The following is a 15,275-nucleotide window of genomic DNA, read 5'->3' as shown; positions in this document are numbered from 1 at the left end:
ACGTCGCGTCAAGCCCCGCTGGAGGCGCGGAACGACTTCAGGAGCCGGCTCAATGCCGGGCTCGCGGCGCGGCGGAGCTCCTCGAGGTTCTTGCGCGAGAGCGCCTGGAGCTTCTGCTCACCCTTTTTCGTCAGCTTGAGATGAACGCGTCTGGCGTCTTCAGGGTCGGCAATGCGGCTGACCAGCCCAAGCTTCGCGAGGCGGTTGATCAGTTCCACGGCGGAGTGATGCCGGATCAGCAGAAACCGCGCGACATCACCGATGCTCGCGGGACCCGGACGCACGAAGCCCTTGATCCCAAGCAGCGCCTGATGTTGCGTCGGCGTCAATCCCTGCTGTGCTGCGGCTGCCTCGCTGAACGCCAGAAAGCTTCGGATCTGGTAGCGGAACTGCGCCAGCCCAGCATAGTCGGAGTCGCGCATCGTGCGGCGGCGTGAAGCCCGCGCAGGTATCGCCGCCGTCGACCGTTGCGCCTTCTTCGCCTGAACCATGCCGTGCCCCTCCGTTCTTGCCACTCGGCAACGCGGGCAGCCCAGCCAAAAGTAGCAAGCAGCAGCGCCGGGACCAACCAGCGGGAACTCCGGATACACAGCTATCCGTCGATCTATTCGAAGCTGGACAGCAGGATCTTCACCAGGATGACCTGGAACGCGATCGGGATGCGGACGCTTTTCCGCCGGATCGAGCGCTGCAGCGCGCCGGCAATCTCGGCGCTGGTCAAGGCACCCGCGGATGCATTGCCAATCAACTCCGCCCACATCTGCGACAGCGAGCCTCCGGGCGGGATCACCGGCTTGATCGTCACGCCACAGCCCTGCGCCCAGTCGATGATTTCCCTCATCGTGTGAGGACCGCAATTGCGCGCGGTCGCGAGGCGTTCGGCCGTCAGCGCAAGCAGCAACTCGCGCGAGGGCGACCAATTCCCCTTCGGCGGCTGCTCGGCAGTGAGCTCGACCGCGAGCTCCTTGAGGACGTTCTGGGCGCGCACGCTCAGCTTCTGCATCGGACCGGGTGCGCGCTTCGCCTGAGCGGGGCCGACGGCGGGCCCGCGCCGGCCGGCCGGCCAATTACGCGGATCCGGCATGCGCGACGCATCGCCGGATTGCGGTGTCGCCCGCTGCCCGTTCGCCTCTTCCACCGGCCACGCCGCCTCCTGCCGCCCCGCACCTTGCGGCCATGACCGTCGCTTCCGGGTACCCGCCACTGTCGTCTGCCGCGCCATTTTTCTCGCCGAACCCGCCAGCCTCGTACTCACAAAGGCTAATATATATCGTGATACGATATGTTTTCACGAGATAATTTTCGGCGTTCGACCAAAGACGAAATTGACAGAAGGCGTTCACAAGCAATGCTTGCGCCCAGGAGCTACACGCGGATGTGACGTGCCCGGCGCGGGCAGGCCCTCGAGGCCGGCCGCCGCCGGACAGGTCGTGCTTTGCCTGCAAACAACAACGATGTTCGGAGGAAACGATCATGACTGACAATCTCGTCCGCCGCGGCCTCTCGCGCCGTGGCCTGCTTCAGACCACCGCGGGCCTCATCGGCGGCGCGGTACTGCCGGGAATGCCGGCGTTTGCCGAGGACAAGCCGGCGATCGGCTCCTACCCCGCGGGGGTTTCGGGCTCCACCGCCTTCATCGGCATCTCGGTGCCGCGCACCGGCACCTATGCCGTGCAGGGTGAAGACGAGCTCAAGGGCTACCAGCTCGCGATCGAGCACATCAATGAAGGCCATGAGCTGATCAAGGAGATCTCGCCCAAGACCAGCAAGGGCGTACTCGGCAAGGAGCTGAAGTTCGGCGTCGCCGATTCCGCGGCCAAGCCGAACGAGGCGGTGCAGGCGCAGCAGCGCTTCATCAGCGAGAACAAGGCGATCATGATCACCGGCGGCACGTCGAGCGCCGTTGCGGTGGCGCTGAACAAGCTCGCCCAGCGCGAACATGTGATTTTCGTATGCGGCATTTCCGGCTCGAACGATACCACTGGCAAGGATTGCGTCCGCTATGGCTTCCGGCAGAACTTCTACGGCCAGACTGCGGCTGCAGCGATCGGTCCGGTGATGGTACGTGAGTTCGGCAAGGGCAAGAAGGCGGCGTATGTGACGCCCGACTACACCTACGGCCACACCGTTACCAAGTCGATGCAGGACTTCCTCGCGACGGCCGGCTGGACCACCGTGACCAACCAGGTCGCCCCGCTCGGCGCCCCCGACTACTCCTCGTACCTGCTGAACGTCGCGAATTCCGGCGCCGACGTGCTCATCAACGTCAACTGGGGCCACGACGCCGTGCTGTCGACCCAGCAAGCCAAGCAGTTCGGCGTGCTCGACAAGATGAAGCTGGTCGTGCCGTACCAGGTGCCTTTCATCGCGCGCGAGACCGGCGGCCTGATGCAAGGCGTCTACGCCGCCACCGACTATTGGTGGACCATCGAAGACAAATTCCCGCTGGCCAAGATGTTCAACGAAGCCTTCGAGAAGAAGTACGGCTACAAGCCCGAATGGGGCGCGGAGAACGCCTATGTCAGCTTCGCGCATTGGGCGCACATGTGCGAGCAGGCCGGCAGCTTCAGTCCGCCCGACGTGATCAAGGCCTACGAGAAAGGCGAGACGATCCCCTCTCTCGTCGGCGACGTGCATTACCGTCCCGAGGACCATCAGTGCGTTCGCCCGGTGATCATCGTCAAGGGCAAGCAGCAAAAGGACATGAAGAACAAGGAAGACTGGTACGACGTCGTCGAGATCGTCCCGGGTGAGGGCCTGATGCAGAAGCCCGACGCCTTCGGCTGCCATCTCGGCGACTACAGCTGAGACCTCGCTAATTCCTGTGACGCCGCGGACTGCACTCCGGTCCTGCGGCGTCACCCTTTTTTGGACGCGCACCCTCGCGCGCCACAACGGCGATTGTTGCATGATAAGTTGGCCCAACCTCGTTTCACAGCTTTTCAACGGGCTCGCGCTCGGCGCCCTGCTCGCGCTGATCAGCTCCGGCCTGACCATCATTTACGGCACGCTCGGCGTGCTCAACCTCGCGCACGGCGCGATGTTCATGATCGGCGGCTATGCCGGCTTCGTCGCTTATCAGTACACGGAATCGTTCATCCTTGCGGTGATCGCGGGCTCGCTGTTCGTGATGCTGCTCGGCGTTCTCATGGAACGCGTCATCATCCGCCATTTCTATCATCGTCCGCACGAGGATCAGCTGCTCGTGACCTTCGGGCTCGGCATCTGTTTCGTCGAGCTCGTGCGCCTGATCTTCTCGAGCCAGTCGCAGCTGGTGCCGCCGCCGGCGCTATTCCAGGGCATCACCAATCTCGGCTTCATGTTCTATCCGACCTACCGCCTGGCCGTCGTCGGCATCGTCGCGGTCGCGCTCGGCGCACTGTTCATCGTCCTCTACCGGACCCGGCTGGGCATGATTGTGCGCGCCGGCATCGAGGATTCGGTGATGGTCGATTCGCTCGGCATCAACGTCTACCGCGTCTTCATGGTGGTGTTCGGCATCGGCGCGATGGCCGCCGGCTTTGCCGGCATCGTCAACGCGCCGGTGGTGTCGCTGACACCGGGCATCGGTGACGACATCCTGGTCCAGACCTTCGTGGTGGTCGTGATCGGCGGCGTCGGCTCGTTCCCCGGCGCGATTCTCGGCGGCCTGATCGCCGGCGAGATCATCAGCGTCACCTCCATGTTCAACCCCGGCTACGCCTATGTGATGCTGTTTGCGGCGATGACGCTCGTACTCGTGGTACGACCGCATGGCCTGCTCGGCGTCCAGGGCCGCGAGTAAGCGATCACCTGATGCTCAAGCAACGCCCGTTTCTGATCGAAGCCCTGACTGCGATCGGCCTGATCGCAGCCCCCTTCGTGCTGCCTCATCTCGGCTTCGCGCCGAACACCGTGAACAGGATCCTGGTCTCGGGCCTGTTCGGGCTCGGCTTCGACATCCTGTTCGGTTTCACCGGCCTGCTCTCGTTCGGCCAGTCCGCCTTCTACGGCACCGGCGGCTTCGTCGCCGCCTACCTGCTGACGCGCGCGGGCTTCGGCAACGTGCTGGGTGCGCTGGTCATCGGCATGATCGCGGCCGCCGCGACCGGCTATCTGATCGGCCTGATCGCGTTGCGCCGCACCGGCATCTACTTCGCGATGATCACCGTGGCGATCGCGGAAGTGTTCTTCTTCGTCGAGTTCAATCCGCTTTCCGATTTCACCGGCGGCGAAAACGGCCTGCCCGGCGTGCCGACGCCGAGCTTCGATCTCGGCTTCACCTCCATCCACTTCACCAATGGCTGGTCGCTCTATCAGTTCATCGCGCTGTGCTACTTCGTCGGCGTCGTCATCGCCCTCAGGATCGTGCGCTCGCCGGTCGGCGCGATTCTGAGTGCGATCCGCGACAATCCGCTGCGCGCCACGGCCGTCGGCCACAACATCCATGGCTACAAGCTGACCGCCTTCGTGATCGCAGCCGCTTATGCGGGCTTCGCCGGCGGCCTGCTCGGCGTGCTCCAGGCTTTCATGCCGCCCGACGCCTTCACCTTCGACACCTCGGGCCAGCTCGTGATGCAGACGGCCATCGGCGGCAGGGGAACGTTGTTCGGACCGCTGGTCGGCGCAACCGTTTGGCTCTTCCTTCAGGACTTCCTCCAGTCGGCGCTCGGCCTCGGCGCGGCCTGGAAGCTGGTGCTCGGCGTCGTGTTCGTGCTGCTGGTCTGCTTCCTGCGCGGCGGCATCATCGGCGGTCTTGCCGATCTCTACCGCCTCGTCTCGGGAAAGCGAAAGCAGACGGACGCGGAGATGGACCAGGAGGCCGCTGACGCCGCGGCCGCGCTGCAACCCCCACCGGCTCCGATGCAGGCCAAGGAAGTCGAGCATCCCGCCTATTCCGGGCCGATCCTGAAGGCCACCGGCCTGACCAAACGCTATGGCGGCCTCGTCGCCAACAGCGACATCGATTTCAGCGTCAATCAGGGCGAGCTGCGCGGGATTATCGGCCCCAACGGCGCCGGCAAATCGACCTTCTTCAAAATGCTGACCTGCGAGATCGCGCCGAGCTCCGGCCAGATCGTGTTCGAGGGGCGCGACATCACGGGATTAAAGATCACCGAGGTCTGCCAGCTCGGCCTCACCAAGAGCTACCAGGTCAACCAGCTCTTCACCGGGTTGACGGTGCGGCAGAACCTGACGATCGCCGCGCTGGCCGAGCTGCGTGGAAAATTCCGGCTCGACCTGTTCCGCAAGCTCTCCAGCGTCAAGGGCCTGACCGAGCAGGTGGAGCACACGCTTGCCCTCGTCAATTTGAGCCGCCGTGCCGATACGCCGGTATCCGAGCTCGCCTATGGCGAGAAGCGCAGACTGGAAATCGGACTCGCGCTCGCCACCTCGCCGCGCCTGCTGCTGCTCGACGAACCGCTTGCGGGCATGAGCCCACGCGAGCGCGTCGAGACCGTCAAGCTGCTCAAATCGATCGCGCGCGGGCGCACCATGATCATCATCGACCACGACATGGATTCGCTGTTCGAGCTGGTCGAGCGCGTGACAGTGCTCCAGGAAGGCAAGGTGCTACTTGACGGCACGCCGGAGGAAATCAAGGCCAACGCTGCCGTGCAGGAAGCCTATCTCGGCGGAGTTCACGGAGAGATCGCCGCATGAGCCTGATCGAGGTCAACGGCCTGAACAGCTATTACGGGGACTCCCACATCCTGTTCGACGTCGCCATGCGGGTCGAGCGTCATGAGGTGGTGGCGCTGCTCGGCCGCAACGGCGCCGGCAAGAGCACGACGCTGAAGAGCCTGATGGGCGTCCTGACGCCGCGTAGCGGCAGCGTGAAGTTCGACGGCATTGATATCGCCGGGCGAAAGAGCCACAGAATCGCCCAGGCCGGCATGCAGCTCGTGCACGAGGAACGCCGCATCTTCGGCAGCCTGTCGGTGGAAGAGAATATCCTGCTCGCCGGCATCACTGCGCCGAAACGCTGGCCGCTCGACCGCATTTACGAGATGTTTCCGCGGCTAAAGGAGCGGCGCAGCAACCGCGGCACCGAGCTGTCCGGCGGCGAACAGCAGATGCTCGCTATCGCGCGGGCGCTGGTGCGCGATCCCAAGATCGTGCTGCTGGACGAGCCGTTCGAGGGGCTTGCACCCGTCATCGTCCACGATCTCGTCAAGGCCTGCCGCGAGCTCGCCGCCGCCGGCCAGACCATCGTACTGGTCGAGCAGAATTTGGCGGCGACGCTGGCGCTGGCGACGCGGATCTACATCATCAACAACGGACATATCGTGCACGAGGGGCCGGCGTGGGAGCTTAAGGCCCAGCCGGAGCTGCTCCAGCGCTATCTCGGCGTCTAGAGTGCGGCGATCATTCGCCTGGCGTGAGCGGCGAGCACCGTCATGTCCTCCTTGTGCGTCTGCGCCGGCAGCAGCTCGATTCCGGCCCTGACAGGCATGACGTGCATGTGCAGGTGAAAGACCACTTGGCCGCTGGCGGGCTCGCTGAACTGCTGGAGGATGATGCCCTCGGCGTCGAACGCCTTCATCGCGGCAATCGCGATTCGCTTGGCGGTTCGGGCGACCGCGGCGAGGTCGTCATCCGCGATGTCGAGGATGCCGCGGGCCGGCGCCCGGGGAACGACCAGCGTGTGCCCGGGCGAACGCGGCATGATATCGAGGAAGGCGAGGCTGTGGTCGTCCCTGAAAACCTCGAAGCAAGGGACCTCGCCGCGCAGGATCTTTGCGAAGACGTTCTGATCGTCGTAGGGCGTCATGGACCCTCCTTCATTGCGAGGCGGGATCTGACGCGCTCCTTTCCGTTGACGCAAGCAAGCCAGCCGATCTATCCACGATGCCAGGCAGGATGGTTCCATTGGCGACAGATTTCGATCCCGGACATAGCATCGAGAGTGCGCGGCGCGCGCTTACGGCACGGCTGCAATCGGCCGGCATCGAGCAGCCCGCCCTTGATGCGCGCCTGCTCGTCGGGGCTGCGCTGAGGCTTGATCTGACCGGCATGGTCACTCAGGCGGCCCGGCAACTCAGACCTGAAGAGGCTGCGCGGCTGGAAGCGTATGCGCAACGCCGGCTCGCGCATGAGCCGGTCGCCCGCATTCTCGGCGCTCGGGAATTCTGGGGCCTGCCGTTCCGGCTGTCCGAGGCCACCCTGGTGCCGCGGCCGGACACCGAGACCGTCGTCGAGCTGGCACTCGAAATCTTTCGCGAGCGGCAAGCCTCCCACCAGATGCGCATCGCCGATATCGGCACCGGATCCGGCGCCATCCTGCTCGCGTTGCTGCACGAAATTCCCGGCGCCTTCGGCGTCGGCACCGATCTCAGTCTGACCGCGCTCAAGACCGCCAGAGACAACGCCGCGGCTCTGGGCCTCGCCGACCGCGCCAGCTTCGTCGCCTGCTCCTATGCAGCGGCGCTCCGCGGCCCGTTCGACCTCGTCGTGTCGAACCCGCCCTACATCCCGTCGGCGGAAATTCCGAAACTGAGCATCGAGGTGCGCGAGCACGATCCGCATCTGGCGCTCGACGGCGGCAATGACGGTTACGACGCCTATCGCGCCCTGATCCCGCAGGCGAGCGAACGTCTCGCCCCCGGCGGGGCACTGATCGTCGAGGCCGGACAGGGCCAGGCCCGAAATATTGAAACCTTGATGATTGCTGCCGCGTTAGTCGTGGACAGGCCGCCCAAGGCCGATTTGGCGGGCATTCCCCGGGCGGTTTCGGCCCGGAAAATGCCCCCATAAAAGCCGGATTGGGCTGCAAAAAACCTCTTGGAATATCCCTTGGGAACGACTACCTTCCGATCAACACATCGGTGCCGGCCCCGTAGACCTACGGGCGAAAGCCGGGCTCTCGGGCGAGAGCTTACTGATAATGGTTCCAAGCCGCAGGTCCTGTTGAGCGCGATGGCCATTTGAGCTGCGCTGCTTACCGACCGCAACGTGAACGAAAGCCTGATATTGCGCTTGAAGACTTACGCAACAAAGCAGGGCTTGTTTCGGCAGGCGATATGAATGGGTTCGCTGGCGATGGATGCTGGCGGTGGGGAACGCGTCTTTTGTTGAACGCGACGGTCGACGAACATCGGCAGGGATCAATCCGCTCTTGCGTGCGGTTGCGCGCAAGCGATGTGAGCCGCTGTCATCAGGTCACTCTCGGCAATCAGTAATGCGTGCAACCTTTAGGGCTGGAATTAAAGGCAGGACATGAGAAACGGTCAGAACAAGCAGCGGATGCGCAACCGCAACAACAATAATAATAACAATAACAACAATAATAACCGGCGCGGCCAGAACCCGATGACCCGGGTCTACGAGTCCAACGGACCCGACATCAAGATCCGCGGCACGGCTTCGCATATTGCTGAAAAGTATCTCCAGCTTGCGCGCGACGCGCGCTCCTCCGGAGACCCCGTTGCGGCCGAGAACTACTACCAGCATGCCGAGCATTATTTTCGCCTGATCGCGACGGCTCAGGAGCAGTTCCGGCAGAACCAGCAGCCGCGCGGCGACGAGCCCATCAGCAACAGCAGCGGCGACGACGGCGAGGACGATGGCGAGAATTTCTCGAACTTCGGCCAGGAGCCGGGTTTTGTCCCACAGCCGCCACCGCAGCCCTTCACGCGCGACCGCGACGGCCAGCGCGATCATCAACCGCGTGATCATCAGCCCCGCGACAACCACTATCAGCGCGACAACCAGCAGCCGCGCGAGCATCGCGAACGCGACCATCGTCCGCAGCCGCAATATCAGCCCCAGCCGCAACCGCTGCCGCTGAACCAGCCCCAGCCCGTCGTCGCCGACGCCGTCAGCGTCGATCGTCTGCCCTCCTTCATCACCGGCCCGCAGCCGCAGGTGAGCGGTGGCGCGCCCGGTCAGGCCGGGTTCGAGGGTGGTGGTGGTGGCGAGCGCTTTCCGCGGCGGCGCCGCCGCCCGAATGGCCCGCGCCCCGAGCGCGAAGCCGCTCCGGCCGCCTCGAGCGACGAAGTGGCTCCCGGCGAGTAAGCCGCATTCACACGTTATCTTGCGCCAGATACCCTGACCTGAATCGTCCCGGCATGTCCGGGACGATTTGTTTTTAGCCGCGCGTCGCCGTCGTCGAGGACGGCACCAGCACCGGCTTCGCCAGTGAGGGAATCAGCCGCGCCCGTTCGCGCTTGGCGGGGATCGCGCGGTAGACCTGCTTGGTCGCCTCGACGATGTGCACGCCGGCGAAGGGCAACGACAGCGCCGCGCCGGCCCGCTCCCACATCTGTGCGGATTTCAGCACCCAGCCGCCGGCATAAGGCGGCATGAACAGCGCCTCGCCCCAGGCGGTCGGGGTGAACCAGGTCTGGCGCAACAGGTCGGTGATCTGCGAGCGCGAATAGGGCCGGCCGTGACCGAACGGCGTGCTGTCGGTGCGGGTCCACACCCCACGCCGGTTCGGGATGACCGCAATCACGCGGCCGGACGGCGACAGCACGCGCCATGCCTCGCGCAGCAGCGCGGCCGGATCGTCCGACATTTCCAGTGCGTGGACCAGCAGGATGCGATCGACCGCTGCGTCAGGAAGCGGCAGCGAGAACTCATCCACCAGCGAGGCGAGCGCCGGCCGTCCCGTCGGCCATTTCAGGACGCCCTGGGCCGACGGCATGAAGGCGATGCAGCGCTCCGCATCCTCGCGGAACAACCCGAGATAGGGCGTGGGATAGCCGAAGCCGAGCACCCGCTGGCCGTCGACGCGCGGCCAGCGCTCCCGAATGCCGCGATTGATCATTTGCCGCGCCACAATCCCGAGGCGACGGGAGTAGAACTCGCGGAGGTCGACGACATCAATGGTCATGATCGCAATGTAACATGCACGAGGTGGCCCCCGCGCGCGGAATATTGCATTGCCTGCGCAACGTTAACGCCATATTTGTCTGACGGAGCTGAGCGCGATCGGAGATGACATGGCCGCCGAAATTCGTACTTTCACCTGTTTAAACGACAATTTCGGTTATCTGATCCACGATGTGGAAACCAAGGCGACGGCGTCGATCGACGCGCCGGAGGCCGGCCCCATCGTGAGGGCGCTCGAGCGCGAGGGTTGGCAGCTCACCGACATCCTGATCACCCATCATCATGGCGATCATGTCGGCGGGGTCGCCGAACTCAAGCAGAAATACAATTGCCGCGTCGTCGCGCCGCATGACAAGACGACCAAAATCGCAGACGTCGACCTGCGCGTCGCCAATGCCGAAATCGTCAAGGTCGGCAGCTTGCTCGGGCGCGTACTGGAGACGCCCGGCCACACGCTCGACCACATCTCCTATGTGTTCGACACCGAGAAAGCGTTGTTCGCCGCCGACACGCTGTTCTCGATCGGCTGCGGCCGCGTATTCGAGGGCACATATCCCATGATGTGGGATTCGCTTCTGAAGCTGCGCGCCCTGCCCGACGACTTCAAGCTCTATTGCGGCCATGAATACACGGCTTCCAACGTCAAGTTCGCGCTGACCGTCGACCCCGACAATGCGGCGCTGCAGGCGCGCGCGGCGGAGGTGGCCAGGCTGCGGGCCGAGAACAAGCCGACCATTCCCTCGCTGCTTGGCGACGAGAAGCGGACAAACGTGTTCCTGCGCGCCGATGAACCCTCGATCGCAGCCAGGCTGCACATGAAGGGCGCGGATGCCACCGCGGTGTTCGGCGAGCTGCGCGAGCGCAAGAACAAGTCCTGAAGATCAAATCTTGAAAAGCAAATCCTGACGGGAATCGATGCCGACCGCAGCCGAGATCATCGCGCGCCTCGAACTCCGCCCGCATCCCGAGGGCGGACATTACCGCGAGACGTTTCGCGACCAGACCACGGACGCCAACGGCCGCTCGCGCTCGACCCTGATCTATTTTCTGTTGGCGCGCGGCGAGCGCTCGCACTGGCATCGCATCGATGCTGTCGAGAGCTGGCACTATTACGCCGGCAGCCCGCTGACGCTGCGTATCGCCCATGACGGCTGCTCCCAGCACGAGGTACGGCTCGGTACGGACCTGTTGAACGGCGAGCGGCCACAGGCGATCGTGCCGGCGGATGCGTGGCAGACGGCGGAGACCACCGGCGAGTGGACCCTGGTCGGCTGCACCGTGGCGCCGGCCTTCGAGTTCGCAAAATTCGAGCTCGCGCCGAAGGGATGGGAGCCCTAAATCTTAATCTGGAATCGGGTGGGTTCGGTTCGCGTCACGCCTTAGGACAGCGCTTCCAGCGAACAGGAGCGCACGATGCACGGAACACTCGGCCCCACCCCCGTCCAGATCGACCCGGCCATTTTGTATTTCGGCACGCCCGTCGTCCTCATCGGCTCAACCAATGAAGACGGCACTTCCAATCTCGCGCCGATGTCGTCGGCATGGTGGGTCGGGTGGCGCTGCATGCTGGGACTGGCCCGGAATTCCAAGACCACCGAGAACATGATTCGCACCGGCGAATGCGTGCTCAATCTGCCGTCCGCCGATCTCGTCGCCGTGGTCGATCGCCTCGCACGGACCACAGGATCGGATCCGGTGCCGCCCGGCAAACTCTATCGCGGCTATCGGCACGAGAAGGACAAGTTCGGTCGTGGCGGACTAACCGTGCTGCCGGGCGAAACAGTCGCCGCACCGCGTGCGGCCGAGTGTCCCGTGCAGATGGAAGCCAAGGTCGCCCATGTCCATGAGATGGCACAAGACGACGCGGTTTGGCGCGGCAATCTCGCTGCGATCGAGGTCCGCATCACCCGCGTGCATGCGCATCCCAACATCATGATGGACGGTGCAAGCAACCGCATCGATCCGGACAAATGGCGGCCGCTGATTCTCAGTTTTCAGGAATTCTACGGCCTGACGCCGCAACGCTTGCAGCGCTCCGAACTCGGACAGATTCCGGAGGCGATGTATCGGCCGCCGGGTTGGCAGCCGGCGCTTTAGCGGCGCCCTCACCGTTTCCTCGACACCATGTCCTTGGCCGCGATCAAGCCGCCGCCGGCGATCAGGATCGCGGCGATGGCGATGTTGGCGCTCGCCTTCGCAAAGCCAGCGGCGATGAGGAAGCCAGTCGAGAGTAGCGGCGTCGCGTAGGATGCGGCGCCGAGCACGCGGATGTCGCCGCGCTTCATGCCGATGTCCCAGGCGTAGAACGCAGCACCGACCGGACCGATGCCGAGCGCGATGACGGAGAGCCATTGCAGCGTCGTGTCCGGCCATACCGTGGCTTCAAGCAGGCCATGCATCAGCGCGGCAAGCAACGCCGTGGCGAGGCAGAATCCCGCGACCGCATCGGTCGGCACCGCCTTCAATCGCCGCGACAACACCGAATAGATCGCCCACACGAAGGCTGCGATGAAGGCCGCGGCCAGACCCGGCAATTGTCCCTGCGTGAAGCCCGAGGTGTTCCCGGCGAACAGCAGCACGGTGCCGACGAGACCGAGCACGGCGCCGACGACGTGATGCACGGCCAGCCGCTCGCCCGGCAGAAACGACGAGAACAGCACGATCAGAAGCGGCCACAGATAATTCAGCAAGCCGGCTTCAGCCGGCGGCGCGAAGCGCAGCGCGAGGAAATAAAGCGCGTGATAGCCAAACAGTCCGCCGACACCGACGATCCACACGGCCAGCGGCTGACGCAGGCTTTTGGCCGCCGAGCCGCGGCCGATCCAGGTGAGCAGGCCGACGAGACCGCCGATCGCGAACGTCATCGCGGCCAGCTGGAACGCCGGGATCTTTCCGGTCGCCACCGTCATCACCGACAGTAACGACCACATCAGGATCGCGGTCAATCCGATCAGCGTCGCAGTGCGGGGAGTCATCGGCCACATACTCTCGTCATGGCGGGCTTGTCCCGGCCATCCACGTTCTTTCGTGGCGACGGATGTTGTAAGGCCGTGGATGCCCGGGACAAGCCCGGGCATGCCGAAGTTACCGATATGATCGAACGTGATGCCTGCGCATCACACCATGTATTGGCCGCCGTTGACGGTCAGCGTCGAGCCGGTGATGGCGCCGGCCTCGTCGGCGGCAAGAAACACGACCGCGCGCGCGATTTCCTCGGGCTCACCGAGACGGCCGATCGGGATCAGCGGCAAGATGGCCTTTTCCAGCACGTCCTTCGGCACCGCCTGCACCATCTCGGTGTTGATGTAGCCGGGGCAGATCGCATTCACGGTGATACCGCCCTTGGCGTTCTCGATCGCCAGCGCCTTGGTGAAGCCGATCTCGCCCGCCTTCGCCGCCGAATAGTTCACCTGACCGAACTGACCCTTCTGCCCGTTGATCGAGGAGATGTTGATGATGCGGCCGAACTTGCGTCCACGCATGCCCTCGATGACCTGGCGCGACATGTTGAACAGCGAGCCGAGATTGGTGCCGATCACGGCGTTCCATTGCTCGAGGCTCATCTTGTGGAAGGCGCCGTCCTTGGTAATGCCGGCATTGTTGACGAGCACGTCGATAGGGCCAACCTCGGCCTCGACCTTCTTCACGCCCTCGGCGCAGGCATCGAAACTGCTGACGTCCCATTTGTAGACGGCGATGCCGGTCTCGGCCTTGAACTTCTCCGCCGCCGCGTCGTTGCCGGCATAGCTCGCCGCAACCTTGTAGCCGGCCGCCTTCAGCGCCTTGCCGATGGCAGCTCCGATGCCCCGCGTACCACCCGTCACCAATGCAACACGTGCCATATCGTATTTCCTTCCCTTGGACTCTTCGGACGTTTCTGTGTGATCGCTTTTAACGGTGGATTATGCGGTTGGTTTGACGGACATCAAGAACAAAACGCCCGGCATCGAGCCGGGCGTTTCTCTTTAGTCGAGGCTTGTACGGTTGCGAAGAATATTTGATTTGCAACCGCTGCTTTTTTAATCGCGTGCAACGCACTCAGTCACGTGTGCAACGCACGCGCAAATGACGCACCAACTATCTCAGTCGCGCGCCACACACATCGCGATACCCATGCCGCCGCCGATGCACAGCGTGGCGAGACCCTTCTTCGAATCCCGCTTCTGCATTTCGTGGAGCAGCGTCACCAGCACGCGGGCGCCGGAGGCACCGACCGGATGGCCGATCGCGATCGCGCCGCCGTTGACATTGACCTTCGAGGTATCCCAGCCGAGATCCTTGTTGACGGCACAAGCCTGCGCCGCGAAGGCTTCGTTAGCTTCGATCAGGTCGAGATCGCCGACGTTCCAGCCGGCCTTCTTCAGCGCGGCGCGCGAGGCCGGGATCGGGCCCGAGCCCATGATCTTCGGATCGACGCCCGCCTGCGCCCAGGACACGATGCGCGCGAGCGGCGTCTTGCCTTCCTTGGCGGCCTGTTTGGCGGTCATCAGCACCACGACGGCGGCGCCGTCATTGATGCCGGAGGCCGAACCCGCGGTGACCGTGCCGTCCTTCTCGAAGGCGGGACGGAGCTTCGCCATCGCGTCGACCGTTGCGCCATGGCGCGGATATTCGTCGGCGCTGACGACGACATCGCCCTTGCGTCCCTTGATGGTGACGGGAACGATTTCGTCGTTGAATCTACCGGCCTTCTGCGCGGCCTCGGCCTTCTGCTGCGAGGCGACCGCGAACTCGTCCTGCTGGGCGCGGGTGATCTGCCACTGCCGCGCGACGTTCTCGGCGGTGTTGCCCATGTGATAGCCGTTGAAGGCGTCCCACAGGCCGTCCTTGATCATGGTGTCGATGAATTCGACCGCGCCCATCTTGACGCCGCCGCGCAGATACTGGGCGTGCGGAGCCATGCTCATGGATTCCTGGCCGCCGGCCACCACGATCTCGGAATCGCCGTTGAGCAGCGCCTGATAGCCGAGCGCAACAGTGCGCAGGCCCGAACCGCAGAGCTGGTTGACGCCCCAGGCCGGGCTCTCGACCGGAATGCCGGCATTGATCGAAGCCTGGCGAGCCGGGTTCTGGCCTTGGGCGGCGGTCAGGATCTGGCCCATGATGACTTCGGAGACCCGGCCGGGCTCGATGCCGCCGCGCTCCAGCGCGGCCTTGATGGCGATGGCCCCGAGATCATGGGCGGGAAGGGTTGCGAACGCTCCGTTGAAGCTTCCGACCGGGGTGCGGGCGGCGCTGACGATGACGACATCGTCTGACATGGGCATCTCCTGGGTTGAATGGGGGCAGAGGGGGCTGGGGAAACGGCTCGCCAGTCTCGGACGGCATCCTGTTAACGTCGTTGAGGCATGTCAATCGGCTGGCGGCCGAATTCATCCCGCAGCGCATTCAAAATAGCGTTCTTGGCGCTTTCGCAAGCACGTTTTTGCTGCCCGATTAACCGTGGCGCACAAAACGGT

16 protein-coding genes are annotated in these 15,275 nt (G+C 64.2%); 9 read left to right on the top strand and 7 right to left on the bottom strand.

Translation table 11 applies throughout. From position 1 onward, the window contains the following. Positions 1 to 8: 8 nt before the first annotated feature. Together AC0L30_RS33865 and AC0L30_RS33860 are read right to left on the bottom strand one after the other, a co-directional pair. Positions 9 to 491, bottom strand: coding sequence for a MarR family winged helix-turn-helix transcriptional regulator (locus AC0L30_RS33865; protein WP_007599174.1), 483 nt, complete (start codon positions 489 to 491; stop codon positions 9 to 11). Between the two features lie 113 nt (positions 492 to 604). Beyond that, a complete protein-coding gene (locus tag AC0L30_RS33860) occupies positions 605 to 1,222 on the bottom strand; it encodes a hypothetical protein (RefSeq protein WP_245285964.1) in 618 nt (205 codons plus the stop codon). Between the two features lie 251 nt (positions 1,223 to 1,473). Between AC0L30_RS33860 and AC0L30_RS33855 the strand changes: the two genes are divergently transcribed. The 4 genes from AC0L30_RS33855 (at position 1,474) to AC0L30_RS33840 (ending at position 6,338) form a co-directional block, all read left to right on the top strand. Then, positions 1,474 to 2,808, top strand: coding sequence for a substrate-binding protein (locus tag AC0L30_RS33855; protein ID WP_473406161.1), 1,335 nt, complete (start codon positions 1,474 to 1,476; stop codon positions 2,806 to 2,808). 100 nt (positions 2,809 to 2,908) lie between these two features. Then, positions 2,909 to 3,784, top strand: a complete 876-nt coding sequence (locus tag AC0L30_RS33850) for a branched-chain amino acid ABC transporter permease (RefSeq protein ID WP_007599169.1) — start codon at positions 2,909 to 2,911, stop codon at positions 3,782 to 3,784. An 11-nt stretch (positions 3,785 to 3,795) separates the two neighbouring features. Next, positions 3,796 to 5,643, top strand: a complete 1,848-nt coding sequence (locus AC0L30_RS33845; protein ID WP_354200595.1) for a branched-chain amino acid ABC transporter ATP-binding protein/permease — start codon at positions 3,796 to 3,798, stop codon at positions 5,641 to 5,643. After that, the gene (locus AC0L30_RS33840; protein WP_354200596.1) at positions 5,640 to 6,338 is read left to right on the top strand and encodes an ABC transporter ATP-binding protein; all 699 of its coding nucleotides are present in this window, start codon (positions 5,640 to 5,642) and stop codon (positions 6,336 to 6,338) included. The genes AC0L30_RS33845 and AC0L30_RS33840 overlap by 4 nt, the downstream gene beginning before the upstream one ends. Here AC0L30_RS33840 and AC0L30_RS33835 read toward each other — a convergent pair. Then, positions 6,335 to 6,754, bottom strand: coding sequence for an HIT family protein (locus AC0L30_RS33835; protein ID WP_354200597.1), 420 nt, complete (start codon positions 6,752 to 6,754; stop codon positions 6,335 to 6,337). The two genes, AC0L30_RS33840 and AC0L30_RS33835, sit on opposite strands and share 4 nt — an antisense overlap. A gap of 89 nt (positions 6,755 to 6,843) precedes the next feature. Between AC0L30_RS33835 and prmC the strand changes: the two genes are divergently transcribed. Both prmC and AC0L30_RS33825 read left to right on the top strand, forming a co-directional pair. Next, positions 6,844 to 7,737, top strand: a complete 894-nt coding sequence (prmC, locus tag AC0L30_RS33830) for a peptide chain release factor N(5)-glutamine methyltransferase (RefSeq protein ID WP_473406160.1) — start codon at positions 6,844 to 6,846, stop codon at positions 7,735 to 7,737. Between the two features lie 462 nt (positions 7,738 to 8,199). Further along, positions 8,200 to 8,997, top strand: coding sequence for a DUF4167 domain-containing protein (locus AC0L30_RS33825; protein ID WP_007599159.1), 798 nt, complete (start codon positions 8,200 to 8,202; stop codon positions 8,995 to 8,997). Between the two features lie 73 nt (positions 8,998 to 9,070). Here AC0L30_RS33825 and AC0L30_RS33820 read toward each other — a convergent pair whose 3' ends face one another. After that, complete coding sequence (locus AC0L30_RS33820) at positions 9,071 to 9,817, bottom strand: class I SAM-dependent methyltransferase (RefSeq protein ID WP_007599158.1); 747 nt, start codon at positions 9,815 to 9,817, stop codon at positions 9,071 to 9,073. A 109-nt stretch (positions 9,818 to 9,926) separates the two neighbouring features. Between AC0L30_RS33820 and gloB the strand changes: the two genes are divergently transcribed. From gloB to AC0L30_RS33805, 3 genes are all read left to right on the top strand, one after another. Further along, on the top strand, positions 9,927 to 10,694 hold the full coding sequence (gene gloB, locus AC0L30_RS33815) for a hydroxyacylglutathione hydrolase (protein ID WP_027515123.1): 768 nt from the start codon (positions 9,927 to 9,929) through the stop codon (positions 10,692 to 10,694). 37 nt (positions 10,695 to 10,731) lie between these two features. Then, on the top strand, positions 10,732 to 11,154 hold the full coding sequence (locus AC0L30_RS33810) for a cupin domain-containing protein (RefSeq protein ID WP_007599155.1): 423 nt from the start codon (positions 10,732 to 10,734) through the stop codon (positions 11,152 to 11,154). A gap of 75 nt (positions 11,155 to 11,229) precedes the next feature. Then, on the top strand, positions 11,230 to 11,913 hold the full coding sequence (locus AC0L30_RS33805) for a flavin reductase family protein (protein WP_354200599.1): 684 nt from the start codon (positions 11,230 to 11,232) through the stop codon (positions 11,911 to 11,913). Between the two features lie 8 nt (positions 11,914 to 11,921). Here the strand turns inward: AC0L30_RS33805 and yddG are convergent, their stop codons facing one another. From yddG to AC0L30_RS33790, 3 genes are all read right to left on the bottom strand, one after another. After that, a complete protein-coding gene (gene yddG / locus AC0L30_RS33800) occupies positions 11,922 to 12,791 on the bottom strand; it encodes an aromatic amino acid exporter YddG (RefSeq protein WP_007599152.1) in 870 nt (289 codons plus the stop codon). A 141-nt stretch (positions 12,792 to 12,932) separates the two neighbouring features. After that, positions 12,933 to 13,658 carry an acetoacetyl-CoA reductase gene (gene phbB / locus AC0L30_RS33795; protein WP_007599151.1) on the bottom strand — a complete coding sequence of 242 codons (726 nt, stop codon included), beginning with the start codon at positions 13,656 to 13,658 and terminating at the stop codon, positions 12,933 to 12,935. Between the two features lie 240 nt (positions 13,659 to 13,898). Further along, a complete protein-coding gene (locus AC0L30_RS33790; protein ID WP_007599150.1) occupies positions 13,899 to 15,077 on the bottom strand; it encodes an acetyl-CoA C-acetyltransferase in 1,179 nt (392 codons plus the stop codon). Positions 15,078 to 15,275 lie beyond the last annotated feature (198 nt).

This window comes from Bradyrhizobium sp. MI1.11 (genome assembly GCF_055811255.1).
The sequence above is the reverse complement of the archived record's forward strand: the minus strand, read 5'-3'. Positions and strand labels throughout refer to the sequence as shown.